20 protein-coding genes are annotated in these 24722 nt (G+C 45.3%); 15 read left to right on the top strand and 5 right to left on the bottom strand.

Annotation, left to right across the window (positions count from 1 at the left end):
• Nucleotides 1-124: 124 nt before the first annotated feature.
• Nucleotides 125-973: a CHRD domain-containing protein gene (locus FHS68_RS08970; protein ID WP_167269272.1), complete on the bottom strand. Its 849-nt coding sequence runs from the start codon at nt 971-973 to the stop codon at nt 125-127.
• 127 nt (nt 974-1100) lie between these two features.
• Here FHS68_RS08970 and FHS68_RS26765 point away from each other — a divergent pair, with 127 nt between their 5' ends.
• Nucleotides 1101-1262, top strand: a complete 162-nt coding sequence (locus FHS68_RS26765; protein WP_374757503.1) for a VOC family protein — start codon at nt 1101-1103, stop codon at nt 1260-1262.
• A gap of 2 nt (nt 1263-1264) precedes the next feature.
• On the top strand, nt 1265-2425 hold the full coding sequence (locus FHS68_RS08965) for a DmpA family aminopeptidase (RefSeq protein ID WP_167269270.1): 1161 nt from the start codon (nt 1265-1267) through the stop codon (nt 2423-2425).
• 65 nt (nt 2426-2490) lie between these two features.
• Here FHS68_RS08965 and FHS68_RS08960 read toward each other — a convergent pair whose 3' ends face one another.
• Both FHS68_RS08960 and FHS68_RS08955 read right to left on the bottom strand, forming a co-directional pair.
• On the bottom strand, nt 2491-3585 hold the full coding sequence (locus FHS68_RS08960) for a serine hydrolase domain-containing protein (protein ID WP_167269268.1): 1095 nt from the start codon (nt 3583-3585) through the stop codon (nt 2491-2493).
• A 226-nt stretch (nt 3586-3811) separates the two neighbouring features.
• Nucleotides 3812-6217: a TonB-dependent receptor gene (locus FHS68_RS08955; protein WP_167269266.1), complete on the bottom strand. Its 2406-nt coding sequence runs from the start codon at nt 6215-6217 to the stop codon at nt 3812-3814.
• Between the two features lie 260 nt (nt 6218-6477).
• Here FHS68_RS08955 and FHS68_RS08950 point away from each other — a divergent pair, with 260 nt between their 5' ends.
• The 7 genes from FHS68_RS08950 (at nt 6478) to FHS68_RS08920 (ending at nt 14831) form a co-directional block, all read left to right on the top strand.
• The gene (locus FHS68_RS08950) at nt 6478-8853 is read left to right on the top strand and encodes an ABC transporter permease (protein ID WP_167269265.1); all 2376 of its coding nucleotides are present in this window, start codon (nt 6478-6480) and stop codon (nt 8851-8853) included.
• Between the two features lie 132 nt (nt 8854-8985).
• On the top strand, nt 8986-9330 hold the full coding sequence (locus FHS68_RS08945) for a winged helix-turn-helix domain-containing protein (protein ID WP_167269264.1): 345 nt from the start codon (nt 8986-8988) through the stop codon (nt 9328-9330).
• Nucleotides 9331-9405: 75 nt separating this feature from the next.
• Nucleotides 9406-10962 carry a TonB-dependent receptor plug domain-containing protein gene (locus tag FHS68_RS08940; protein WP_229211826.1) on the top strand — a complete coding sequence of 519 codons (1557 nt, stop codon included), beginning with the start codon at nt 9406-9408 and terminating at the stop codon, nt 10960-10962.
• A gap of 143 nt (nt 10963-11105) precedes the next feature.
• Complete coding sequence (locus tag FHS68_RS08935; RefSeq protein ID WP_167269263.1) at nt 11106-12230, top strand: cytochrome-c peroxidase; 1125 nt, start codon at nt 11106-11108, stop codon at nt 12228-12230.
• A 3-nt stretch (nt 12231-12233) separates the two neighbouring features.
• Nucleotides 12234-12743 carry a molybdopterin-dependent oxidoreductase gene (locus FHS68_RS08930; RefSeq protein WP_167269262.1) on the top strand — a complete coding sequence of 170 codons (510 nt, stop codon included), beginning with the start codon at nt 12234-12236 and terminating at the stop codon, nt 12741-12743.
• Nucleotides 12744-12925: 182 nt separating this feature from the next.
• Nucleotides 12926-13489 (top strand): lactonase family protein, encoded by a 564-nt coding sequence (locus tag FHS68_RS08925; protein ID WP_167269261.1) that lies wholly within the window; start codon nt 12926-12928, stop codon nt 13487-13489.
• A gap of 304 nt (nt 13490-13793) precedes the next feature.
• Nucleotides 13794-14831 (top strand): SDR family oxidoreductase, encoded by a 1038-nt coding sequence (locus tag FHS68_RS08920; protein WP_167269260.1) that lies wholly within the window; start codon nt 13794-13796, stop codon nt 14829-14831.
• Between the two features lie 195 nt (nt 14832-15026).
• Here FHS68_RS08920 and FHS68_RS08915 read toward each other — a convergent pair whose 3' ends face one another.
• Nucleotides 15027-15173, bottom strand: a complete 147-nt coding sequence (locus FHS68_RS08915; protein ID WP_167269259.1) for a hypothetical protein — start codon at nt 15171-15173, stop codon at nt 15027-15029.
• A 30-nt stretch (nt 15174-15203) separates the two neighbouring features.
• On the opposite strand from FHS68_RS08915, the gene FHS68_RS08910 reads away from it, so the two are divergent.
• Nucleotides 15204-16457, top strand: a complete 1254-nt coding sequence (locus tag FHS68_RS08910) for a T9SS type A sorting domain-containing protein (protein WP_167269257.1) — start codon at nt 15204-15206, stop codon at nt 16455-16457.
• A gap of 138 nt (nt 16458-16595) precedes the next feature.
• On the opposite strand, the gene FHS68_RS08905 is transcribed toward FHS68_RS08910, so the two are convergent.
• The gene (locus tag FHS68_RS08905) at nt 16596-16964 is read right to left on the bottom strand and encodes a VOC family protein (RefSeq protein ID WP_167269255.1); all 369 of its coding nucleotides are present in this window, start codon (nt 16962-16964) and stop codon (nt 16596-16598) included.
• A gap of 99 nt (nt 16965-17063) precedes the next feature.
• On the opposite strand from FHS68_RS08905, the gene FHS68_RS08900 reads away from it, so the two are divergent.
• From FHS68_RS08900 to FHS68_RS08880, 5 genes are all read left to right on the top strand, one after another.
• Entirely contained in the window at nt 17064-17660 is a 597-nt protein-coding gene (locus FHS68_RS08900) for a MarR family winged helix-turn-helix transcriptional regulator (RefSeq protein WP_167269253.1), read from the top strand.
• Between the two features lie 172 nt (nt 17661-17832).
• A complete protein-coding gene (locus tag FHS68_RS08895; protein ID WP_167269251.1) occupies nt 17833-20241 on the top strand; it encodes a TonB dependent receptor in 2409 nt (802 codons plus the stop codon).
• A 112-nt stretch (nt 20242-20353) separates the two neighbouring features.
• Nucleotides 20354-21517, top strand: coding sequence for a helix-turn-helix domain-containing protein (locus tag FHS68_RS08890; RefSeq protein ID WP_167269249.1), 1164 nt, complete (start codon nt 20354-20356; stop codon nt 21515-21517).
• 579 nt (nt 21518-22096) lie between these two features.
• Entirely contained in the window at nt 22097-23728 is a 1632-nt protein-coding gene (locus FHS68_RS08885; RefSeq protein WP_167269247.1) for an IPT/TIG domain-containing protein, read from the top strand.
• 148 nt (nt 23729-23876) lie between these two features.
• Nucleotides 23877-24707: a hypothetical protein gene (locus FHS68_RS08880; protein WP_167269245.1), complete on the top strand. Its 831-nt coding sequence runs from the start codon at nt 23877-23879 to the stop codon at nt 24705-24707.
• Nucleotides 24708-24722: the final 15 nt, after the last annotated feature.

Here is a 24722-nt window from a genome sequence, read left to right as displayed (position 1 = left end):
AGGTGTCGATGCCGTTTTAAGCAAACGCGGCCGTCTCATTTCACATTTGAGACGGCCGCTTCATCATGCAATATCAACCCTGATTTCCCCGAGACCACATCGGTCAGGAGTTAGGTCAGCATTTTTAGAATTCAATTTGTCCACGAATTTCTCCACCCGGATAAATGATGTTATGGATGTTGAAATAATACCTGCCATTCAGTAAATCAGTTTCATTAATGGCGGTTCCGTCAACCAAAACAGAACCGGAGTAGGCTCCTGCAAGTTTCTTGGGAATTAAATCGAAAAAATCATGCTTAATCGGAGCATTTACGCCTCTGGCAGCTGTGCCGTGAATGTGCGCTCCGGTTGGAATGCTAGTCAGGTTTTTCCAGGTGAGGTAATAGCTGAGCACTTTTGTATTCTTATTGTAAGATACATCTGCCGTACCCATCGCAAGGGTATTTTTGGCAGGTACTTCTTGCATTACATCAATGGACAAACCCTTTTTGCTGATAATGTGCGGCTGATTATAAAATTCTATCTGGCCTCTGATCTCGCCACCCGGGTTAAGAGCTGTATGGAAATTGAAATAATAGAGGCCATTCAACAAATCCGTCTCATTGATCGCAATGCCATCGACCAGCACACTACCCGAGTAAGTACCTGTTGTTGTTTTTGGGATTGATGCAAAGAAATCGTGTTTAATGCTGGCATTGGCACCACGCAATGCGGTACCATGCATGTGCGCTCCTGTGGGCAGACCAGATAAATTATACCACTTAATCGTGTAACTAAGAAGCTTCGTTGTCTTGTTGTAGGATACATCAGCCCAACCATAAGCCTCGCTTTGCTTTACAGGGAATTCTTGTTCAGGGCTCAAAAGCAATCCCTTTTGTTCGATTACATCGCTTGGTAGATTGTGATCTTCACAAGCCGAGAATACAGTTAGCAGTAACAGTACCGTCAATAATTTGAATAAATTTGTCTTCATTGGTTCTTCTTAGTTTAGTTATGATATTCAATATGATTGTCATAAAGTTAAGATTAATGAAGACATAAAACTAGAATTTTGGGTTCTCAAGATTGCGTTTTCCAATAAAATTGAGAATCATAATTTCTTGAATCTATATGTTGAAGATGTTGAAAGGACCTATCAAAAAGCGCTCAAACATGGAGCAAAATCAATGACCGAAATCACTACATTGTGGTTTGGGGAGAAAGTTTGCAGGATTTTAGATCCTTTTAGCAATGTCTGGTGGATACATCAACTGTACAATTAACTATGTATACATTAAATCAGGTACTAACAGCCATTTGCCTATTATGCTTATTCCCTCATATTTCAATTGCTCAGGATAAAGAAAGGGCCAGGGATTTGGGAATTTCATTTGAAGGGAAGCCGGGAAAAAATAATGCCATCACTGATGTACCTGGAATAGAAGTGGGCTACAAAACACTCATTAGCGGCAATGGAAAATTACAGCCCGGAAAGGGCCCCATAAGAACTGGGGTTACGGTGATCCTGCCCAAAGGAAAAACAGATAAAAGCTATCCGGCAGCCTGGTTTTCATTGAATGGCGATGGAGAAATGACCGGGCTTCCTTATGTGGAAGATTATGGCAGCGGTTATGGCGCTATCGGCATTACCAATACCAATAGTGTTGGCGTTGTCAGAGATGCCATCGGGGCATGGAGCTTTAAAAAATTTTCCAAACCCAAATTTGATGACTTTTCATTCGGGTTGCCCATAGTCGGTGAAACCTGGGATGGCATGCTCAACGATATTAATGGCCACCACGTCAAACAAGCAGATGTGTGGGACGCTCTGGACAATGCAACCGGCGGAAAAGTTAAAGAAGGGAATGTTGGCGGAGGTACGGGTATGGCGTTGTATGAATTCAAAGGTGGAAGCGGTACCTCCTCCCGTGTGTTTACTATTGACTCTGTTCAATATACTCTGGGTGTGTTTGTTCAGGCAAATTTCGGAGGTAGAAAAGACCTAACTATTTCCGGGGTTCCAGTGGGCAAAGAGATCACAGACAAAGAACCGGTTGTGAATGAGGAAAAAAGAAAAGACGGTTCTATCATCGCGATTGTGGCGACGGATGCGCCACTTTTGCCCGGGCAATTAAAATTGATTGCAAAGCGGGTAACGCACGGGATCGCCAGAACAGGCACCTATTCGTCTAATGGTTCAGGGGAGATATTTTTAGCAATCAGCACGGCTACCCCAATATATAATAAAGAATACACCGCTGAGTCCTGGAACGTAATCCCAAAATGGCACCTAAACCCTATATTCAAGGCCACGGTTGAAGCCACAGAGGAAGCTATCATTAATGCGCTGGTTGCAGCCGAAGATATGGAGGGCATTAATGGCAATAAGTGGTTTGCCATACCTCATGCGCGTGTGAAGGAAGTGTTGAAAAAGTATAATCGATAGGTTGGAAACAAGATAGATTTATTCCGGGTTTGCAAACCGATCCAATTCACTTTTGGCCGAAACCGTTATTGGCCAGCGTTATAAGGTCGCACCCCAAAACACCTGAATAGGGGATCGTCATAACCTAGTCCCAATTTGACTATTCGTTCTGCTATTCGTAGCCCCTGATTAGCAATATTAACAAAGTACACCACGGCTATTCGTTGGCTGGAAGAACCAATCACGTAGCCGCTCGCGGCCGGACTTTTGGCCCACTGGCAGAACAGATCACCGGTTGCCGTATGTTGAATGGCGAAACCGGTGCCCCAGGATACCTGACCAGGTTGGCAGATATCTGTCTTCACCGGGGAACTGACCAGCGACATGGTCATGCGCTTACCCAGGTCTGGTTCCATCATAGTTTCCACGATAAAGCGGGCATAATCCTCCGCCGTTGTCCGTAAGGTATGGGCTACATTGGGTGCCTCCGGCTCATCAACGACGGGCTTTCCCGTCATATCGTAGGAGCGAGCGTATCGAATGGTGTCAGTTGCTTGATACGCATAACTCGTATTTTTCATTCCCAATGGGTCGAACACCATTTGTTTCATGAACAACTCAATGGGTTGTTTGACCAGGTATTCAACTACCTTTTGTAATAAGTAATACCCTTCTCCAGAGTAGCTGTATCGGCTTCCTGGCAAGAATAGCGTAGTCAACGGCTTTCCTTCCGCACGCCAGTTTGGCAGGCCACTGGTATGATTCAACACCATTCGGGCCGTTATTAAACTGATCCTTTCATCGGCTTGAGGCCCCATTAAAAACTGGTTTTCTAAATAGGTTTTGGGAACATACTCTACCAAAGGACTATCCAACGCGATTTTTCCCTGGCTGCTCAATTGAAGGACAGCATAGGCGAAGAGGGGTTTTCCCAAAGAGGCTCCTCGGAAAATGGTGCTGGCGGAAACAACTTCTTTGGTGTCTTTATTTTTAACGCCAAAGCCTTTACTCCAAGCTACTTTACCATTCTCAATGAGCGCAATTGAGAGGCCTGGTGTGGCGGTGCTGTCCAGCATGGACGGCAAAGCGCTTTGTAACAACTCAATTCGTGATTGGGCTACCGACGGCAACCAAAAAATGGCAAATAGAACGGCGGGCGTTAGGCTAAAGGGAAAGCTCATACCAAGAGTTATTCAGGTCAGAAAATAGTCTCTGTAAGAGGGACAATTACTATACCATAGTTGAAAAAATGACTCATTACTGCTGTGAAGGGCATAAATTTGGAAACGTCGTACGATTTCGGACATTGAAAGGGCTAAACTGTCCGGTTTCATAAGAGATTGCATGGCTGCAAAGCTTATTTAAAACAATTTATGGCGTGGCTATAAGTGGGAGGTGGGCTAATCATTAAAACTTGTAACTATAGCCGATCCGGATTACCTGGGTCTCGTAATAATCGTTGCTGACGTAGCTAAACCCGTCCCCCTGAACCGTCCGCCGAATGACCAGTGTGTTGAACAGATCCGTGGCATTGATGTAATACTCTCCTTTTTTTACTGTCTTTTTCATCCCTGCATCTACTGAAAACCTGGAACCGGTTTTTCCCTGCGGGACAATGTCAGGTGCCAGATACACTGCCGAAAGCTGTCCTTCCAATGATTTTTTGAACTTGAACATCGCATTGACTTTACCACTGCCCGATGTTACCGACTGTTTGTCAGCAGTAAAACGGTTAGGTCTCGGGTACAGGTTTTCCACCGTGAAAGCATCGATCGTATTCTTATACATATTTACATTGCTTGTCAGCGAGAACCAAGGCGCGATTTGTTGTTGCCAGATCACTTCTGCGCCGGTGTTCTGGCTTCGGCCTGCATTCTGGAAAATGTTGTAAATCAGGGTGCTGCCTGGCGCAATGCTTCCTATCCGTGTGATCGTCCCGTTTGCCATTTTGTGATAAAACGCCGCATAGATATAGCCACTGCCCCAGCTGGTTTTATATCCTGCTTCCAGCGTATTGGTGAACTGGGGACGCAGGCCGGGGTTTCCTACTTTAATGATTTCGGCATCGTCGTATTTGGGGAAAATCCGTATATCGACCTCGTTGGGCCGGTCTACACGGCGGTTGTAGAATAAGGACACCCTATTCTTGTCATTGATTTTATAGGCCAGTCTCACATTTGGAAATGGCTGTGTATAGCTATATCCACTGCTTTTGTAGGTAGGGTGGTTTGGATTGACCGAGTAACGCAAGTCCACATATTCCAGCCTCAGGCCAGCTTCGAGTTCAAAATCTTGATCCTCAAATATGTAATTTCCATAAATGGCCGGGATCGTTTCATTGTAATTGGCCCAGCCCCCAGCCGCGCTGTCGATGGGCGAGTTTGCGCCCGGGAAAAACTGCATATTGGTCGGAATGTAGCGTTTCCGGATCTTGATGCCCCCTTCGATATGCCCAAACTTCAATGGTTTTACATAGTCCGCAGTAAGGTCGAACACACTTTCGTCCGACAATAGTTTAAATGAGTCCTGTCCGGTCGAAGCCGGGAGCGTGTTGGTGAAAAAGTACTTTTCATCTTCACGGTGGAACGTGTAGTTTAGCCCAAGATTGAGCAAATGTCCCGGTTGCTGAAATTTATGCTGAAAAGAGCTCGTGGCTGTCACCGTGGTTTTAAGCTCGTCTTCCAGAAACTGCCAGAGCCTGAATCTTTCGCTCAGCGTGGCATTGTAGAAAGGCTCGTCTCCCCGGTCGATGATCTTTTCACTACTGAATAAAGCAGAAATATTGAAGGTATTGCTGCTGTTGATGTTCCAGTCAAGTCCGGTTTTACCCGTAATGATGTTGGTGTTCCGGTTTCTTTTCAGTTGCTGTCTTACCACACTTCCGTCGTCGTAAAAGCGGTCTGTAAATTCATTTTTATTCAGGGTAGGGGTGTGCAGGTAATCTCCCTGGAAGAAAATGTTGGTTTTATTTTTCCGGTAATTAAGCGAAACAGATGGGTTAAGCTTGAAAGTGTTCCGGTACTGTGGACGAATGTCGGGAAAATTTGCGTTTTTAATCCAAAGGGCCCCTAATCCTGTGGAAAGTCCGATTTTGCCATTAAACCCTTCCTGTTTATTTTTCTTGTAAATGATGTTGATGATCCCCGCGTTGCCATTTGCATCGTATTTGGCCGATGGGTTATTGATCACTTCAATTCTTTCAATTGCCGAAGCGGGAATGTTGTCAAGGCCAGTCTGATTGCCGAATCCCGTCAGCGCCGTTTGTTTTCCGTCGATCAGTACCACTACTTTATCATTGCCCCGGATCAGAACCTTTCCGTCCTGGTCTGTGGTGATGCCGGGCAGGTTTTTCATGACTTGTAAAAGTGAACCGCCGCTCTGGCTGATGTTGTCGGTCACCGAAAAGGTCTTTTTATCCATCCTACCATCAACACCATCTGCATTTGCGCCCGTAACCGTCACTTCGTTGAGTTGTTTCACGTCTTCGCTCAAAGTAATGGTCCCCAGATCAAGAAACGGACTGAGCGAACCGATGGGTACAGTCTGTTTTATAGTTTCAAAACCAATGTAAGAGGTTTCAAGAACATAACTTCCCGGATTAATTTCAGCAAAAGTGAAAAGTCCGCCGTCGCTGGTAATGGTACCCTGGACAAAAGTACTGTCTGCCGCATTTTTCAGCGCAACGGTAACAAAGGGCAATACTTTACTGTCTTTCGCATCCTTGACAGTTCCTGATAAGGTCACTTTAACAGATTGCGCATCAATGGTTGATGAGATTAAAACGGTACAAATGAAAAGCAATAACGGCTTCATTGAATTTCAGTTTGGTGAATAACTCGTACAAAGTTGAGATACGATTTAGAATTTATTTTAAACTTGGGCTGATCAGGGATATGAAAAGGTTTGACATTTAAATTAAATACCTAATGACTGGACGTTTTCAGTAAGTTCGATTGTTCAATTCCGAACAGGTAATTTGAGGATTCGTGATGTAAGTAGCTGTTTGTCAGTTCGTATTTAGTGTTGGAATAATTCTTTTAATTTTGAAGAGAACCGGACAAAACATTGATTTTATGTTTCAAAACTATTTCAAAATCGCGTTCCGCAATCTCTGGAAACACAAGCTGTTTTCGCTGATCAACATTCTCGGGCTCGGGCTGGCCATGGCGTTTTGCTTTTTACAACTCATGCAAGTTCAAAGTAGTTTCGAAAAAGATTCTTTTCATCCTTTTCCTGACCGTACCTACCGGATCATCACCGATGCAACCGGAAAAGATGGGAAGGCATATGCCCTTGCATCTTCACCCCTGCCTTTGGGCGAAAAACTTAGCGTTGGCCAGAGCGTCGTTGAAAAATCAACCCGGGTTGTCCGCAATTTCGGTGGAAACCTCAATAATGGGATCAAAACCTTGAACGTCGATGGGATGTATGTCGATCCGGCGTATTTTGATATCTTCGGTTTCAAACTTGAAAAGGGCAAGCCTTGTATTGAGCCCCGCACGGTGGTTTTATCAAAAGAAACAGCTGAACGCTTCTTCGGCAATGCCGATCCGGTTGGAAAAACACTTGTAAGCCAGGAATTAGGCACGTTTATGGTCTCTGGTGTCTTTTCTTCGATAAAACCCTTCACAACACATTTGAAGTCTGATATGGTTGTCTCAATGGCTACCTTTCCGCAATTAAACAAAATGGTTCAGAATGATAACTGGCAGGATTACAATACTTACACATTTGTACTATTGACAAAAGGCGGTCAGCAAGAGGTTCTGGACAAAGCGATTCACGAAGTTGCCCGTGATAATAACAAAAATGTCACCTTTAAGGATATCAAAAGCCATAACTATCGGAGTCAGCGGTTAAGTAAGATCTCTCCTGATTCGGAAGGACTGATCAACAATCCCTATGTGGAGCCACTCTGGAAGATCGGTGTGAGCATGCTGGTGCCATTGATAGTGATTTTGCTTGCTGGTTTCAACTACGTCAACCTGACACTTACCCGGTCCTTAAGCCGAGGTCGGGAAGTGGGTGTGAGAAAAGTGGCAGGTGCGAAACGCTGGCAGCTTGTGTTGCAGTTCCTGACTGAAACGGTGGTTATTGCCTTTTTTGCACTGGGAGTAGGGTATCTGGGATTATTGTTCATCAAATCTTTTGTCCACGTAGGCTGGCTCAACTTTGAAGTGCAGCAAACAGAACTCCTTTGGGTTTCATTCGTGATTTTCACACTGCTTACCGGCATAATGGCCGGAATGCTTCCTGCCAGGATTTTGTCGTCGTATGAACCTGCCCAGATTTTGAAAGGAGACCTTGGCCCGGCTGGACTTGGCAGGATCAGCTTCCGGAAATCCCTGGTGGTGATCCAGTTCGTGGTCGCGTTGGTTTTTATGACGTTTACCGGCATTTCCAATAGTCAGTTTGACTATATGGCTACTGATAATGAGAATTTTAATAGAAAGGATATTGTCAATATTCCCGTTCCTGCCAGGGATTTCAAATTGCTGGCAAACGAAATGGGTAAGCAGGCCGACGTAGAAAGGGTAGGGCTGGCTTCGGCTACGCTAAACGAAGGTGCTGGCAAAGCTAAGATCAGTAACATTGGCTCAAAAGGACAGCGTTTAGCCGCTCAGGATACCTACATCTACGCAGTGGACGGCAATTTTATAGAAAACATGCAGCTGAAGTTTGTGGCGGGAGGAAATTTGCCGGAAGCGTCGGCGGATACTTCGGTACATTTCGCGGTGATCAACGAGCGGGCGGCCAAAGTTCTTGGTTTTGATAACCCCAAAGACCTTGTCGGGCAGGCGATCAAACTCAATGAGACAGAGGTGCAAATTGCCGGGGTAATCAGTAATTTTTGTTTCATGCGTTATGAGCTGCCGGTTGCCCCGCTGGTATTTGCATATGATCCCGGGGAGATAAAAGTACTTTCCCTGAAAATCACCGAGGGGGCTGATAAGGAGCATGTTACCTCTTCCCTGAATAAGATCTGGAAGAAATTTCACCCGCGCGAGTCCTTCGTTCATTTCTGGTACGAGGAGCAGCTTTACGAAGACTATGCGGAAGGCGGGGATCAACGTTTTACGGGAATAATCGTATTTATTGTCTTTGTGATTGCTGCCATGGGCTTGCTCGGTATGGTCAGTTACACAACCGAAAAAAGAACAAAAGAGGTAGGGGTCAGAAAAGTCATGGGAGCAAGTGTGGTGCAGATCATTAGCTTGTTGTCTTCCGGCTTTATAAAATTGATTTTAATAGCCTCCGCGATTGCATTTCCGCTTGGTTACTTTCTGGGAGGTCTTTTCCTGAATATTTTCACTTATCAGGTGCCCCTTAGCCCGGCTGTTTTTCTGAGATGTCTGAGCAGTCTGCTGCTGGTGGGCCTTGGTACTATCGGTGTCCAGGCTTACCGGACGGCGATGACAAATCCTGCGGACACGCTGAGGTCAGAGTAGACTTTACACCTTTTGTCGACCTGGACTTCAAAATAGCCTTTCATGTAAAATATTTTAGCGGATTATTTTGCATCATTTGAATAATTAATCATGTGCCTTATCACATGCCAATTAATCTGCAAGCATTTTCATATGAACCGAAAAACAGAGATACGTATAAGCCAGTGGGTTTTTATAGACAATATAAAGTTCTTCGGCCCGGGCCGCTACGAGCTTCTAGGGCATATCGCCCAAACCGGCTCCATATCCAAGGCAGCAAGCGCGATGGGGCTTTCCTACAAAAAGGCCTGGGCTATGGTGGATGCCATGAACACTTTTGGAAATAGCCCTTATGTGATCACGCAAAAAGGCGGGTCGCATGGTGGCGGGGCTGTACTGACAGAAGCCGGGATACGTGTTATGGAAGCCTACAAAAGTTTCAATGAGAGACTTCTTGAAGTCGTCAAAGCGGAAAAAGAACTCTTGTCTGTAATCTGATTTTTTCAAAAACATCACAGGCAAATAAAGAGTTTTTATATTTGCGATATTTCCGTAAATACATATCGCTTAATAATGAAAAAACTTTTAGCCTTCTTAGCATTAACGATCTGTTTGCCTGGATTTGCCAACGCGCAGCAAACATCAGACTCCGCTAGCGCCAGCAGGATTTTGCAACTTGGGGAATTAAGGATTTCCGGTATCTCTGGCAAGGACAGCAACAATTTTCTCACCTATCAAAGAATAGAAAAATTCAACCGGACAGATCTTTCTAATGCACTTAACATCCTGCCTGGTGTTAGCATTGCCAATGTTGGCCCAAGAAATGAATCCGTGGTTTACGTGCGCGGATTTGACCTAAGGCAGGTGCCGGTATTCATTGACGGTGTTCCTGTTTACGTTCCATATGATGGCTATGTGGACATGGGACGCTTTACAACATTCGATCTCGCTGAAATAAACGTTTCAAAAGGTTTCGCATCGATTCTTTACGGGGCAAACACCATGGGCGGCGCTATTAACCTGGTTTCCCGAAAACCAGTCAGCAAATTTGAAATCAATGGCCGTGCTGGCATTTACAGCGGGGACGGTTATCGGTGGAATGTCAATGCCGGTTCCAGGTTTGGCAAGTTCTTTTACCAGGTTGGCGCATCGCAGCTAAAACAGGAAACATTCCCTCTGTCCGAGGACTTTAAGAAAAGAAGATACCAGCAAACTGATGACCGCGAGAATGCTTACCGCAATGATCTTAAATTCAGCGTAAAAGCAGGTTTCGCTCCAAACGCAACCGACGAATATGTGATCGGCTATGTCAATCAAAATGGAGAGAAAGGAAACCCTCCATATGTGGGTGACGATTCCAAAATCACGACACGTTTCTGGCAATGGCCAAAGTGGAACAAGCAAAGCCTGTATTTCATATCCAATACAGCTGTCGGCGAAAAAAGTAAAGTGAAGACACGTCTATACTATGACACTTTTGTAAACCAGCTGTTTAGCTACGATGACACAACATACACCAAGCAAACCAGGCCTTACGCATTTCAAAGTTTTTACGACGATTATACATTTGGTGGCAATGCAGAATATGAATCCAGAGCATTGGCTGGCAACGTGTTCAAATTGAACGTGCAGTACAAGCGTGATGTGCACCGGGAGCATGACTTGGGCGAGCCCGTGCAAGGTTACATTGACAATACCTTGTCCGCAGGCATTGAAAACACCTATCAGATCACCCCTTCTCTGGCCGTTATTCCCGGCTTGAGCTTTAACACACGCGGCAGCGACAAGGCGCAGGAATACAATGCAAACACCAAGGAAATCACCAATTTTGCAGACAGTAAAAACAATGCGGTCAATGCGCAGATAGGCTTGTTTTGGGACATCAACACCAGCCATTCGCTTAAAGGGTCAGTAGCACGCGAAACGCGGTTTGCAACCATTAAAGACCGCTATTCCTACCGGATGGGCCAGGCCATTCCCAATCCTGACCTGGGTGCAGAAGCGGCTGTAAACTTTGATTTGAGCTATTCAGGAAAAATTGCTGACAAACTCAGCCTGCAAGCGAGCGTTTTTAACAGCAACATTGATGATATCATTCAGCAGGTCGATAATGTACAAAGGCGTCGGTGAAACTCTATAAATTCATTTCTGCCGAAGCAGGATTGAATAACATTTTTGATGTTAATTATACATTGGTTGAAGGCTTTTCGGAAGCCGGGCGCAATTTCTTTGTGAACCTGGTGTTCAATCATTTTTAAGATGCATTTACCTTGATGAAAAACTTTCTGAAAACGGTTTTAACAAACAGACCAGGTTGGCTTAAAGTCAGCCTGGTTTGCGCTGTTTTCATTTCTTGCGGACTGATTCAGTCCTTTAGAGCTAAAAATGCGGAACCTTATGTTTTGCAATATCCCGCTAATTTCGGCTCGCGGTTCGTCATTCCGGAGGGCAATCCGATCACCAAAGAGGGGATTTATCTGGGACGGCTTCTGTTTTATGAAAAAGCACTATCGGCCAATAACAACATATCCTGTGAAAGCTGCCACCAGCAAAAACTAGCTTTTACGGATGGAAAAGCATTCAGCACCGGCACAGACGGCTCATTAACTGCCAGAAATTCCATGTCGCTAGCCAACTTGCTATGGGTCCGAAACTTTTTCTGGGACGGGCGTTCCCCTGGCCTTGAAGATCAGGCGAAATTCCCTTTGACAGATCCCCACGAAATGGGTCAGCCACTGAGCGAGTCGGCCAGAAAACTAAACAACACCACCCTTTATCCGCCGCTGTTCGCAAAGGCGTTTTGCAGCAGCGTGATTACGGAAGACCAAATACTGAAAGCGCTGTCCCAGTTTGAACGGACATTGATTTCGGCAGGCTCGAATTATGATCGATATCTGGCTGGCAATTACCAGCCGACCGCTCAGCAGTTCAGGGGTATGCAGCTATTCGAAAGCGGTCCGGATCCAAAAAGTGGGATCAGAGGAGCCAATTGCGGTCACTGCCATGGCGGCGTGAAGACTTTTAAGGAGCTTTTTCACAACAATGGTCTGGACAGTGTGGCCACAGACATAGGTAGGGAGCAGTTTACCGGGCAAAGCACAGATCGTGCCCGATTCCGCGTCCCTACCTTGCGCAACATTATGCTAACCGCACCTTACATGCATGACGGTCGGTTTTCAACCATTGAGCAAGTTCTCGATCATTATAATGCGCACATTCAGCAAAGCCCGACGCTCAGCGCTTTTCTCCAAGACATTTCAAATGACCCCGGTGGTAAAAACCTGGCGTTGACCAAAGACGAGAAAGCGGATTTGACAGCCTTCCTGGGTATGCTGACCGACTCATTATTCACAACCAATCCTGCATTTTCCAATCCCCATCCTGTTTTAAATCCTTAAACAATGTCCAAAACTAAATTCTCAAAGCAGAGCATTGCAGCCAGCCTTTTGTTGCTTTTGTGTGCTGCATTTTCATCATTTGCCCAAAATACGGCGACGCTTTCTATCAGTGGAGAAGTAACAACACCTTTGGAGCTCAAATCAGCAGACCTTGCCAGCTTTAAACAGGTAAGCCATAAAGTAAAAGACCGCGACGGGAAAGAGCATGAATTTTCGGGGGTTGCCTTAATCGAAATCTTAGAAAAGGCAGGCGTTACAACCGGAGCCAAGCTGCGTGGTGAAAACCTGGCCAAATATCTGCTGATCTCGGCTTCTGATGGTTACGAAGTGTTGTATTCACTGGCTGAAATTGACCCTGATTTCACAGACCAGGTGATTTTGCTTGCAACAACAAAAGATGGGCAACCTCTTGCAAACGGCGAAGGTCCATTCCGTATCATCACACCAAATGATAAAAAGCCTGCCCGATGGATACGGGAAGTGCGTTCTATTAAAGTTGCATTTGCAAAATAAAGCCCCCATAAGCTCCATTATAACGACAACATTTGCTCAAAGTGGGATAAAACTTAGAGCGCAAGGTTCATTCCTCGGTTCAAAATGAGTGGAACAGTATTTGTGATTTCGGTGAAATCAGCTACGAATTGTTCAATTGAGTATTCAAATAATTTTATCATTTTCAACTAAATTCCATAACTATGAGGCGCGCACTTTTTCTTCTTTTGTTTTCTGTGGTACTCAAGAGTCAAGACCCCTTGCATGCTACTCCGGAGCTCCTGAACTATTCTACATTTACAATCGATGGTGCGGGAAAATTGACTCCTGTTCCAGGTGCGAAATTTGAAACCACAGCTGGTACTTCTCCTTCCAATGCGCTGGTATCCCGCGACGGCAAATTTTTGTTCGGCACCGATTTCCTTGGTTTTATGTTAATGCCCCCGGTTGGTACCCTACGCACTTTTACAATCAGCGGATCGGGTAATTTAACCCCGGTAGCCGGTTCGCCTTATGTAGTACCAGGCATGAACGGCACAGCGTTGGGATTATGGCAGCATCCGTCAGGATCTGTATTATATGTGGGCAACCCGCTACAAGGAATGGTGAATGTGTATGCAATCAATGGTGTCACTGGCGCTCTAACCCTTCAAACATCCGTAGCTGCCGGAAAAGCGGCATGCTGGATCCGTACCAACAAAGCTGGCGATCGCATGTATGTTCCTAATACAGTCAGGCCAAAAGGGTCTGTTATTGTAAGCAGATAATTTAGCAGCACGTGTCCCCCATTTGGCCTGCCTTCGGAAATGATTATCGAATCATTCCGTGTGATTACGTCGGTAGGGCAAATGTTAAATTCCTGCGTATAACAAGGAGCGTTATAACAATCTTAAAGCTGCGATGCACAGGACAGAATTTTTTCTGTGGTACAATCTATTTGCGAAGGCGGCACAATGCAAAACGTTGTGCGTCATTTAATACCTGATGGTATCATAGACTGATTTTTTATCATTGCGAAGTCAGCCCTTGTTTGCTGTTTGGATATTTGCAATTCAATAAATATTTAAAAAAATGGAAAATAAGAGAAAAGTTTTGCTGACAGGAATTACAGGTTTTGTAGGTTCACATACAGCTATTCAGCTACTACAAAAAGGCTATCAGGTAATAGGTACATTAAGAGATATGAAAAGGGCAGATTCTATAAAAAGGGTTCTGGCACAACATACTTCGCATACAGACAATCTAAGTTTTGAAGAAGCCGACATTCAAGACGAAAGTATATGGCAAAAACTAATGACTGGTGTGGACTATGTGCAACATATAGCTTCGCCATTCCCTAAGGTAATGCCCAAAGATGAAAATGACTTAATAATACCGGCACGCCAAGGCAACATAAATATTCTGTCAGCCGCTTCATCCTGCGGGGTTAAGAGAGTTGTAATTACAAGTTCAACTGCCGCGATTTCCTACGGGCAGCCGAAAGAAAGAAGGAGAAGAATATTTGACGAAACGGATTGGACGGATTTGAATCACAAAGACGATATAACACCTTATTATAAAAGCAAAGTCATTGCTGAGCAAGCCGCTTGGAATTTTATAAAAAACGACCATTCGGGTTTAGAGTTGTCAGTGGTTTGTCCGGGTCTCATTCTAGGCCCATTACTGGAGGTGGATTTTAATGCTTCAGCTAATGTAGTTATCAAATTATTGGATGGCAGCATGCCTGCTTTGCCACAAATGGGATTTGATATGGTTGACGTCAGGTCTATTGCATCCTTGTTAATTCTTGCTATGGAACAACCGCAGGCTGCCAACCAACGCTATATTGGTTCAGCTGGCTACCTAGCATTTAGCGAAATGGCTGGGGTTTTGAAAAAAACTTATCCAAAAATGAAAATCCCCTCCCGCAGATTACCCAACTTTTTGGTACATATTCTTTCATTTTTTGATTCTACCTTAGAGCCCGTTTTGCTTGACCTTGGCACGGAACGAAAAATGAATAATTCAAAAGCTGCAAATGAGTTGAGTTGGAAGCCTATCAAACCGGAAGAAGCTGTTTTATCTTCTGCTGCAAGTATTCTTCAACTAGGAATTGTCAAACACAAATAAATGGAGGCAACAAGGGCCGAATGAAGCCGGCGGCAGAAGTTGCACAATTTAGTAATCCGAGAGGGCCGATGTTTAATCCTCAAACTTGTATGGGACAGGATTTTTGTCCAAAATCTGCTCATATTTTCTGCTTGTTTCAAAAAGTAATCAGGCATAACAAAAGGCTCAGAGTAAGACCCTTGGTGGATTACTTGGTCATGGGTGTATCCTGCGTTTTCCCTGTTTCGCCTGTTGTTTTTCCATCGTTTCAGTCGCGATATCATCTTTTCTAACTTGCATGTCCATACTATTCGGCGCAATATACTTTCCAAATCTTTGCAAGGTCAAGAGTAGATCCCACATAAAACTCCTTATTGATCCTAAATATATTTTATGGAAAAAGATCTACTTCTGAACCGACTGGCTGGATTCTGCTTTTTCATGCTGCTAGCCACCTCCCTGCCTGCGCAGGTGATCTATGATAACAATGCGCAATGCGCCGGAAGTAGTGCTGACGGCTCAACTCTGTCCCTAGCCAACTTTACGGTCCCTGCCAATGACCGGGCGGCGCTGGTTGTCCTGATCAGAAGCACCCAAACCCGCACAGTCAGCAGTCTGACTTTTGGCGGACAAAGCTTGACGCGCCTGAACAGCGTATTTTCTTATTTCAATGCCCGGGCCGAGGTTTGGTACCTGGCCTTGGGCGATCTTGCCGTGCCGATTACCGGCAACATTGAAGTGGTGTGGGATGGTAATAATATTTATCGAATGCTCACCGTGCTCTCAGCGCATAATGTGGATCAGGCTACACCGCTTGACAATCTAACGGGCAACGGATTTCCAGTAGGCAGTACTTCCAGTAGTTTGAGCGTAGCTGGCAGTTCCGGCGATTTGGCAGTGGAGGCCATTTCATGCTTTGGGCCCAGTAATCTTACACCGCCAGTGTTTACGCCGACCAGCGGTCAAACCGGGCTGGCACTTTGTTCCGAAACCCCTGTTTTTACATTCGTGCAGGCTGCTGCTTATAAGATGCAGACGGGCCCAACCACTTTAAGTTGGAGCATAAGCAATTTAGAGCCAACGACTAACGCCGGTATTCAGATAGCCGCCAACATCAGAGCCGATGCGAGCCTACCGGTGACTCTTATAAACTTTCAGGCACAGCACGACGGTGAAGCCAGTAAGCTAACCTGGGAAACCGCCAGCGAATATCAAAGCGATTATTTTGAAGTGCAACACAGCAGCAATGGGCAGGATTTTAGGGAAATCGGACGAGTGGCTGCGGCTGGTGAAAGCACAAAAACCTGGTCTTATACATTTTCCCACGACCAGCGGACCAGGCAGGCGCAGGCGGATTACTACCGCCTGAAATGCGTAGATTTAGACGGATCTTATATGTTCAGCCGCATTGCTTCGGTATGGAACGGGAAAGCGACCGAGACTATAACGGCTTATCCGAACCCCACGAAAAACGGCTTCACTTTACAAGCTGCCAACCGTCAGCAAACGGTCAACTTGTATGACGGTCAGGGTAGGCTGGTTTACAATAGTAAGAAAGTGCCGGAGCATGTAGAAATGTCTCATTTGCCACAAGGAATGTATGTTTTGCAAGTGGGGACTGCGGTCATCAAAGTGGTGAAAGAATAGCGAAATTTTCGACCTGTGTCGTCCAGAAAACCTGACAGTTTGTTCCGTACTAGAATTTCTTTACGCGGTTTTGTAAGAATAGAGTGGCTAAGCCGAAAAGTGTGAAATCTCAGTCTCACACTTTTCAGTTACTGTTGTCTATGAATTTTTATTCATCCAAAAACGCAGTATGTTACCGTCTGGGTCTTTAAAGCTAGCTATATAGGCTCCTGCTCCTAAGTCCATAATAGGGTGTATCAGCTTAATATCATGTGTGCTTACAAAGTTTTGTATATCATCCACAACGAAAGAAAGCACGATATTCTCGTTTGGTTGTGTACTTGAAGTCTGCGGGAGTACAGCGTAATGAATACCGTTATAATCGCATTCCCAATGATCTGGCGTGTTCCCATGGCGGTTGAGCTCCAATGGCAATCCCAAAACTTCCTTATAAAATTTTACCAAGCGCTTGGGTTCGGGAGATGACATGATCACACCTGTCAATCCTCTCACTCTAAGGTTTTCCATATTTATATCATTTATGATGTTTATTGCAAATATAAATATCATAAATGATATAATAACACATGGTAATGTATATTTGTTGTCTTTTGATAAATATGATGTATGAACAAAACAGCTGAGTTAGTTAATCTTTGGGCGCAATTTGAAGAAGAAAACCCTGAGGCAGAAATTAGCCGGTTCTGCCAAGCGTATTTGGTTAGTCAGGAACAAAAAACTGAGAAGGCTGCCTTCTGGCAATCACCTCTTCCACCTGACAAAACCAGCATGTTGACTAAATTGATAGGCAGAATCGCCAAGCTTCACAATCTCTACGCCATAGCTGCTTTTAAAGACCACGGGGTAGGTAGCTTTGATGAATTTTTATATCTCAATTCTATCGCAAGCACGCCAAATCCAAAGAAAACGGATGTTATAATCGCCAATTTCAATGAGTTGTCGTCAGGCTTATTGATTCTCGACCGATTAAGAAAGGCTAAATTAATTGAGGAGCTGAGCGATGACCTGGATAAAAGGACGAAAAGATTAGCCATGACCAAAGAAGGGATAAGCATATTGGTGGCCTGTTATGAAAAATTGAATGACGTGAACGAGATGTGTTTTGACGGGTTGTCAGAAGAACAAATAAGCCTTTGTATCCAATTGCTACAACCTGTTGAAGCTTTATTGGCCAAAAGCTGGTTAAATAATAAGAAGAAATAAACTAGTAAATATTATTTCACAAAAAGTCGGTATTGTGCGACAAGTCCCACTCAGCCTATGTAGAAAAGGTCTCAAATTGTAATTTGAGGCGTCTCATATCAATAATGAAGCGCGTCTGTACTTCCATTCCCACAATTTTGGGTCATTAACAACTGCTAATCGACCTATATATATGGCACGCTTTACAACCTTACTGTTTTTCTTTTTTACTGCACTATCATTAAATGGCCAATCCATCAGCGGCAGTGTCATCGATGAAGCGCAACGACCCGCTTCTTTTTCAGTAGTTAAACTTTTGAAAACGACAGATTCAACCTTGGTAAAGGGCACGATCGCTAATGAAGCCGGGGAATATGAATTTACTGGTATCAGCGAAGGTACTTATTATGTCAAAGCCTCGCTAGTTGGTATGCTCGATAAGAATAGTTCTTTAGTAACCCTGCATGCGGGGCAGTCGGTCAGGCTCGATCCGCTGATGATGATCCAAGCACAGCAGGCATTAAATGAACTGGTTGTCCAAGCAAGAACACCTAATATTGAGCAACAGGTTGATAAAACAGTATTAAATATAGCCGCTGACCAGGTCGCCCAGGGCAAAACGGCCTATGAATTATTACAGCAAGCACCAGGCGTCATGATCGATCCAAACGATAACATTCGCATGGGCGGCAAGCAGGGCGTGAATGTATTCATCGATGGTAAGCCGACCAACCTTTCTTCAATAGATCTTGCCAATCTGCTCCGTGCCACAGCTGCCAGCAACATCGATAAAATCGAATTGATTTCAAATCCTTCTGCACGTTTCGATGCTCAGGGTGGGGCGGGCGTTATCAATATTCGGCTCCGTCGCAATAAAAATTACGGCCTGAATGGGAATGTCTCAGGTGGTTACGGACAAAGTGATCATTACCGCGCCAATCTTGCGCTTGACCTCAATTACCGTGCAAAACGTTTAAGCCTGTACGGCAATGCTTCGGGAAGCGATAATTATCAGATCACTAAAGTGCTGCTTGACCGAAATGCCAATGGCCTGCAATTCGTGCAACGCGGCTTTGACACAGATGGGACGCGTGCAGTTGTCTACAAGACTGGGATCGATTATTCTTTAAGCACCAGGCAAACGATCGGCCTGGTTGTGGCGGGCAATGCTGCTTTCAACCGGTTTGGTACTAACTCCGGCACGAGCATTATAAACAGCAAGGGCCAGGTGGATTCGAGCATTGTAAACCGGGTCTTTAACCCAAACCACAACAACCGGATCAATGTGGCCCTGACTTACCGCTACGCCGATACGCTCGGACTGGAATTGAATGCAGATGCAGACTTCACGCATTTCAGTAATGATTCTCCTAGCAACATTGTAAGTAATTATATTAGTCCCGATGGGCTGCCTTTGTTCAACCGGCTTGTACGTTTTGAAGCCTACACCGGCATCCGGATCGGCACTATCCGTGCGGATGTTGTGAAGGAATGGAAGAAAAAACAAGTAAAGCTTGAAACCGGCCTCAAACATACAAATGTGGCTACTGTCAATAATTTACTGGCTTTTTCAGGAGCCGACGATCAGCCAGATGTGAACCGTACCAACCGGTTTACTTATCGTGAAATTGTCAGCGCGGCTTATGCTTCACTAAACCGTTCAAATGGAAAATGGTCCATGCAAGCCGGGGTTCGCGCTGAAAGAACAGCGGTACATGGCCGCTCGGTAGACCGGTTGAGCCGCGTCATTGATCGCCCGGACACTACCTATTTCAATCTGTTTCCTACCGGCTATATTCAATATCAGATCTCGGGCAATGGCCAGCTCGGGTTGAATTACGGCAGGCGGATCGGTCGGCCCAGCTACCAGGACTTGAACCCGTTTATTTACCAGATTGATCCATACACTAGCCAGCGCGGCAATCCGTTTCTCATGCCTTCTTATACGCACAATGCAGAACTCAGCTACACTTATAAATGGGCCACAAACGTGAAGCTATCATATGGGCATACGGATGGGTTTTCAACGGATGTAATGCAGCAACAAGGTCTGATCGCATACCAAACTGTCGCAAACGTGGGTCAGGTAAATGCGCTAAACGTGTCACTAAGCACACCCTACGAATTTACGAAATGGTGGAGCACTTACCTTTACGCAGCAGCAACCTGGAACCGTTTTCAGGGCAACTTCTCAACTAATGAAATATTCGACCAGCAGGCGTTTGCCTTTGAAAGCTACGTGCAAAATACCTTTAGCATCTCCAAGTCATGGCAAGCACAAGTATCTGGTTTCTGGAATGCTCCGACCACCCAAACCGTCTACCGTATCGGCAGCCTGGGCGCATTGAATTTGAGCATTGAGAGGAAAGTTTTAAAAGGTCAGGGTAAGCTCGCATTGAATGTTGACGATCTTTTTAATACGATGCGGTGGCGGCAATCTGCATCTTTTGAGTCGCAACGATTCAATATTAACCGAAAATGGGAAAGTCGCCGTGTCTCGATAAGGTTTGCCTACCGATTTGGACGGAGTGAGATAAAGGGTGCCCGGGAGCCACGCACAGACACGGATGCAAGCCGGATCAGGACAAAGGGGAATTTATAATGCATGTTAAGAATAGTTGGCCTTTCTACTGCTAAACCGCTGTGTCAGTAGTTAAAATAACACTCTTAGGGACCAAGGCCGGACTCTTAAATTATTTTAGTAATATTAACCGATGAGCTTTTATTTCAATGTCTACTCGGTGGTTCTTTTATTTGGCTTTTTGCAGGGCTGGATTTATGCCCTGCTTCTGTGGATTCGCGGCCAACGGGAAGAACGCCTGTCTGACCATTTGCTGGGCTGGGTACTTGTTGCTCTTTGCTTTAACATTTGGGCGTATATGTTGGGTTTTGGTGGTGTTGAGATCCTTTGGCAAAGACTTAATTTTTTCCAGCGAAACCTAAGTTTTTTGCTTCCTCCTCTTTACTACTTCTATCTGCGTAGCCAGTTTGATACCGGTTTCAGGTTCAAATGGCAGGATTTGGCACATGCGCTACCATTCTTACTTGAAGTTATTTATCGCCTTACGATTTTTGCGCAGGGACCTTCCTTTGTAAATTATTGGGAGACGACATTTCATGGGCCTTTGCATTTGGATGATTTACTGTTTGTTGGCAATACCACGCAGCATATAATTTACCTGTATTGGTCATTTCGGCTTTACCATCATTATCGATCTTGGATTAAAACACAATTCTCAAACGTTGAACCAGTCAGCTTTCGTTGGCTTAGAAATTTCCTCATAGCCCTTTCGCTGCTTGTGTCAATCGACTTTGTTGTAACCGTGCTGGATCTTTGGTTGAACCTGAGTTTTTGGCAAGACTGGTGGAATAATCTAGCAGGTGTAATCCTGATTTACTATGTAAGTATTGCCGGATATGCCCAGCGTCAACCGGGTCGTCAGCTTGCCTTTTCTGAGTCCGGGCTAGCAAATGCAGATCCTGTCCCTAGTGAAATCCAGAAAAAAAGTGTAGTTACGCTCACTTTGGAACAAGACGCAGTTTATAAACAACTATTAAATTTGATGGACACCGAAAAGCCATACCTGAATCCTGATTTATCTCTCCCTGATCTGGCGAGGCGAATGAAAATAAACTCCCCGACATTGTCCCAGGCAATTAATCTCGGCAGCAGCAATAACTTCAACGATTTTGTGAACACTTACCGGATCAAAGAGTTTAAATACCAGGCGCTTGTACCAGCCAATACGCATCTGAGTTTGTTGGGAATTGCCTTAGAATGCGGTTTTAATTCAAAAGCAACATTCAACCGTGCGTTCAAGAAACTGGAAAATCAATCTCCTGGTGAATTTCTAGCTACTCAAAAGTTAGACCATTGATCATGTCACCGATACCTATCTTTTCCCAACCTTTTAATTGAGTAGGGCGTTGATTATCCACGCTTTATTTCACTTGCAGGCAATAACTTTCGAGTTGAGCATCTCGAATGAAGCTGTGGTGTTCAAGTCTTATTCCCCAGCCGCACTCACCGGTGGGAATGGCCGCACGGATTGGCAAGGTGCAGGTAACTTCTGCCAATTGATTCTATGCCTGAGCGGTATACCATTTAAGGGCAAATCCGCAAGTGACCGACGACGCAACTATGTCGCCTGTAAATATGGTCAAAAGCGCACCTCACCTTGGTACTGCTGCGCTCGATATCGGCGAAAGGAGTAGATATTAATTCGGTTTTTAGTTGTGCGCCATGATGTTAATTGAAATGCATGTAGTTGTCGGCTTTCAGCGATTGGCGAGGCCGCCCAGGTTGTCAACAATGGGGGACAGCAGTTAATTAACCAATTACTTAATAAAGTACCGCTAAAATAGAAAATAATGTTTCCCTCAGCCTCTGTAACGCCGACTAACTATTTAGAAAAGATCAATTCCATACAATTCGGATTCTAAACTTCTCTTTGATTATGAAAAAGCAATTCATTTATTCTTACTTCATGATGCTTACAACAGCATTGGTTTTACTTAACTGCAAAGGCGATCCGGGGGCAACCCCGAATCCAAATCCTGGCGGTGGCACTACCCTCGCAATTTCCTCTATAAACCCGGCATCGGGAGCCGAAGGTACCAAAGTAGTCATTTCGGGTACCGGATTCAGCACAACACTTTCCAATAACATTGTCAAATTTGGAACAGTTGCCGCGGTCGTTGATTCAGCCTCGGCAACGCGTATAGTCACCAAAGTTCCCAAAGATGCAAAGACCGGGAAAGTAAGTGTTGAGGTAGGAGGGCAGGTGGCGGCGAGTACGGCGGATTTTACGATGATGGCAAATCCGCCTGTTTTTGGAGCTGCGAATACTAATTCTTCTGCTGATATAACAGCTGCAAGTGCCAAAGTGAGCAGTACCATTACCTCCAAAGGTGACGGCGAAATTATCCAGCACGGCCACGTGTGGTCCGACACCAAATCCGACCCCACCCCCGCCGACGCCAAGACTGAACTAGGCAAAGCCGACGGACCATTTCCGCTCAAATTCACTTCTGACCTCAAAAGCCTGAAAGCCAACACAACCTACAACGTGCGAGCCTATGCTACGAATGACAAGGGTACCAGCTATGGCGCGGCGGTGCAGGTAATGACGGGGGCGGCTCCGTTAGCGGGATCGTACACCGTAAAAGCTAAGTTTCCGGGAGCGGCTCGGAACTCTGCTAATTATTTTGCCTTCAAGGACAAACTCTATGTGATAGGAGGATCATCGGGAACAGGTTATCTCAAGGATTTATGGGAGTACGACCCCGCCCAAGACAAATGGGCACAAAAAGCAGACGCTCCCATTACCCAGGCATTCGGGAGTTATCGGATATTCCATTTTGGGGCTTCTTCGCCCCTCATGTTCATCGATAACAAAATCTTTGTAATTGCGACTGCCGAATATTTGGGTAATCCCAAAAAGACGGTCGTGTTGGAATTTGATACAAATTCGAATACCTGGGCTGTAAAAGGGCAAGCTCCGGAAACCGATCAATCTGGTTCAAATACTTTCACTATCAATAAAAAGGGATACCTCTTGACTGGTCGGAAGATAGGCAATAACCTGACTATACCTCAAAAAGTATATCAATACGACCCCAGCACCGATAACTGGTTGCAAAAGAAAGATTTTCCCGGTAAGACCATAAGTGGGGGTGCAAGCGCGGCATATAATGGCAAAGGGTATGTGATGGGTGGATTAGATAAAGATTACGGTTTCGTGCAGGAGATGTGGGAATATGATGATGGCAAAGATGACTGGACCATACTGGCGAATTATCCCCAATTAGGTGCAGTATCGCAAAACAACACGTTTTTGGTGGATAATATCCTGACCATCAATTCTGGTGAAACAAATTACAGGTACAACTTCGACACTAAATCGTGGAATGTGAGCACGCTCCCTGACGCAATCAGCAAATCGCCTGCTTTTGGGGGCGGAACTTGCCGAATACAATACTGGGTACTCGCACAGGGTGTGAAAGGAAGTATCTACTTTTTCCACTTAGACAGTTCGGGTGGGACCTGCAACAATCTTATGGGGGAATTATGGGAGTACAAACCCTGATAGCTCCCTGCTTCCCCGTGACCTGGTACTTCGGCGCACCCAGCATCTATTAATGAATCATTAGTTCTTCACCTTAGCCAGTGTCCCCACAGGACTTGCTTCACCCTGATCTTTGTTCTCACTATCAACTATAAATTTCACCAAAATCATGAAAAAGATGTCAGTTTTCAATCGGCCAATTTGCACCTACCTGATTTTCATTATGTTCCTGCCTGCTGGTTTGACCATTTCCGGTTGCCAGGAAAAGAACAGCGACAGCGACCCGCAACCCGTCAGCCAGGACGCGCTGCCCAAAATCTTCACATCTACACTGGGCGAATCAACCCACAGTCTGCAATACGACGCCCAGGGGCGCCTGACCCGCAGCACGGTATCAACAGGCACCTACAAAGATGATTACAACTACTACGAGTATGAGACCGGGATCATGCGATTTGGGTACGTGATTCCGCCCAGCACAGAAAAGACTGTCATAACAGAGTACACGCTGAAAGACGGGCTACCCATGGAAGCCAACGATGGCCCTAAGTGGGTCATTACCAATAGAAAGCGGGAGTTTAACTACCGCTTCGATGCCGAAAAGCGGCTGCTGGGTTACGAGTACGAATACCGGAAGCAGGCGAATAACGAACTAATCGAGGCGGTTCGCGTGGAGTACACATGGAAAGACGGAAACGTGGTTCGGCGCCAGCGGTTCAATCCCACTACCAACCAGGTGCTCCAGGATTTGGCCTACGATTACGACCTGACTCATTCCAACCGCCTTTTTTCGGGCTTCGCTATCGAGCGGCCCCACTTCGGGGTGGAAAATCCCGCCGGACTTTACCTGCCCAAATGCGGACTGGGCGTCAAGAACATCCTGGTGAATGTACACACCACGGGCAAACCCGCTACGCGTCCATACATCTACACATTCGATGAGCAGAACCGCGTTCTGTCCATTCAGGATGGCTCTTATAAGTTGAGTTTTAGCTACTGATTTTTAATTTTTTTC

This window comes from Dyadobacter arcticus (genome assembly GCF_011762185.1).
GTDB lineage: Bacteria > Bacteroidota > Bacteroidia > Cytophagales > Spirosomataceae > Dyadobacter > Dyadobacter arcticus.
This window is presented reverse-complemented; position numbering and strand designations above follow the sequence as displayed.

Bases quoted from the DNA above. Each gene is read 5' to 3' on its own strand.
- FHS68_RS08885 (WP_167269247.1), top strand. From the start codon at position 22,097: ATGAAAAAGCAATTCATTTATTCTTACTTCATGATGCTTACAACAGCA.
- FHS68_RS08920 (WP_167269260.1), top strand. From the start codon at position 13,794: ATGGAAAATAAGAGAAAAGTTTTGCTGACAGGAATTACAGGTTTTGTA.
- FHS68_RS08935 (WP_167269263.1), top strand. From the start codon at position 11,106: ATGAAAAACTTTCTGAAAACGGTTTTAACAAACAGACCAGGTTGGCTT.
- FHS68_RS08945 (WP_167269264.1), top strand. From the start codon at position 8,986: ATGAACCGAAAAACAGAGATACGTATAAGCCAGTGGGTTTTTATAGAC.
- FHS68_RS08940 (WP_229211826.1), top strand. From the start codon at position 9,406: ATGAAAAAACTTTTAGCCTTCTTAGCATTAACGATCTGTTTGCCTGGA.
- FHS68_RS08930 (WP_167269262.1), top strand. From the start codon at position 12,234: ATGTCCAAAACTAAATTCTCAAAGCAGAGCATTGCAGCCAGCCTTTTG.
- FHS68_RS08950 (WP_167269265.1), top strand. From the start codon at position 6,478: ATGTTTCAAAACTATTTCAAAATCGCGTTCCGCAATCTCTGGAAACAC.
- FHS68_RS08890 (WP_167269249.1), top strand. From the start codon at position 20,354: ATGAGCTTTTATTTCAATGTCTACTCGGTGGTTCTTTTATTTGGCTTT.
- FHS68_RS08910 (WP_167269257.1), top strand. From the start codon at position 15,204: ATGGAAAAAGATCTACTTCTGAACCGACTGGCTGGATTCTGCTTTTTC.
- FHS68_RS08880 (WP_167269245.1), top strand. From the start codon at position 23,877: ATGAAAAAGATGTCAGTTTTCAATCGGCCAATTTGCACCTACCTGATT.
- FHS68_RS08925 (WP_167269261.1), top strand. From the start codon at position 12,926: ATGAGGCGCGCACTTTTTCTTCTTTTGTTTTCTGTGGTACTCAAGAGT.
- FHS68_RS08960 (WP_167269268.1), bottom strand. From the start codon at position 3,585: ATGAGCTTTCCCTTTAGCCTAACGCCCGCCGTTCTATTTGCCATTTTT.
- FHS68_RS08955 (WP_167269266.1), bottom strand. From the start codon at position 6,217: ATGAAGCCGTTATTGCTTTTCATTTGTACCGTTTTAATCTCATCAACC.
- FHS68_RS08895 (WP_167269251.1), top strand. From the start codon at position 17,833: ATGGCACGCTTTACAACCTTACTGTTTTTCTTTTTTACTGCACTATCA.
- FHS68_RS08900 (WP_167269253.1), top strand. From the start codon at position 17,064: ATGAACAAAACAGCTGAGTTAGTTAATCTTTGGGCGCAATTTGAAGAA.
- FHS68_RS08905 (WP_167269255.1), bottom strand. From the start codon at position 16,964: ATGGAAAACCTTAGAGTGAGAGGATTGACAGGTGTGATCATGTCATCT.
- FHS68_RS08965 (WP_167269270.1), top strand. From the start codon at position 1,265: ATGTATACATTAAATCAGGTACTAACAGCCATTTGCCTATTATGCTTA.
- FHS68_RS08970 (WP_167269272.1), bottom strand. From the start codon at position 973: ATGAAGACAAATTTATTCAAATTATTGACGGTACTGTTACTGCTAACT.
- FHS68_RS08915 (WP_167269259.1), bottom strand. From the start codon at position 15,173: ATGTGGGATCTACTCTTGACCTTGCAAAGATTTGGAAAGTATATTGCG.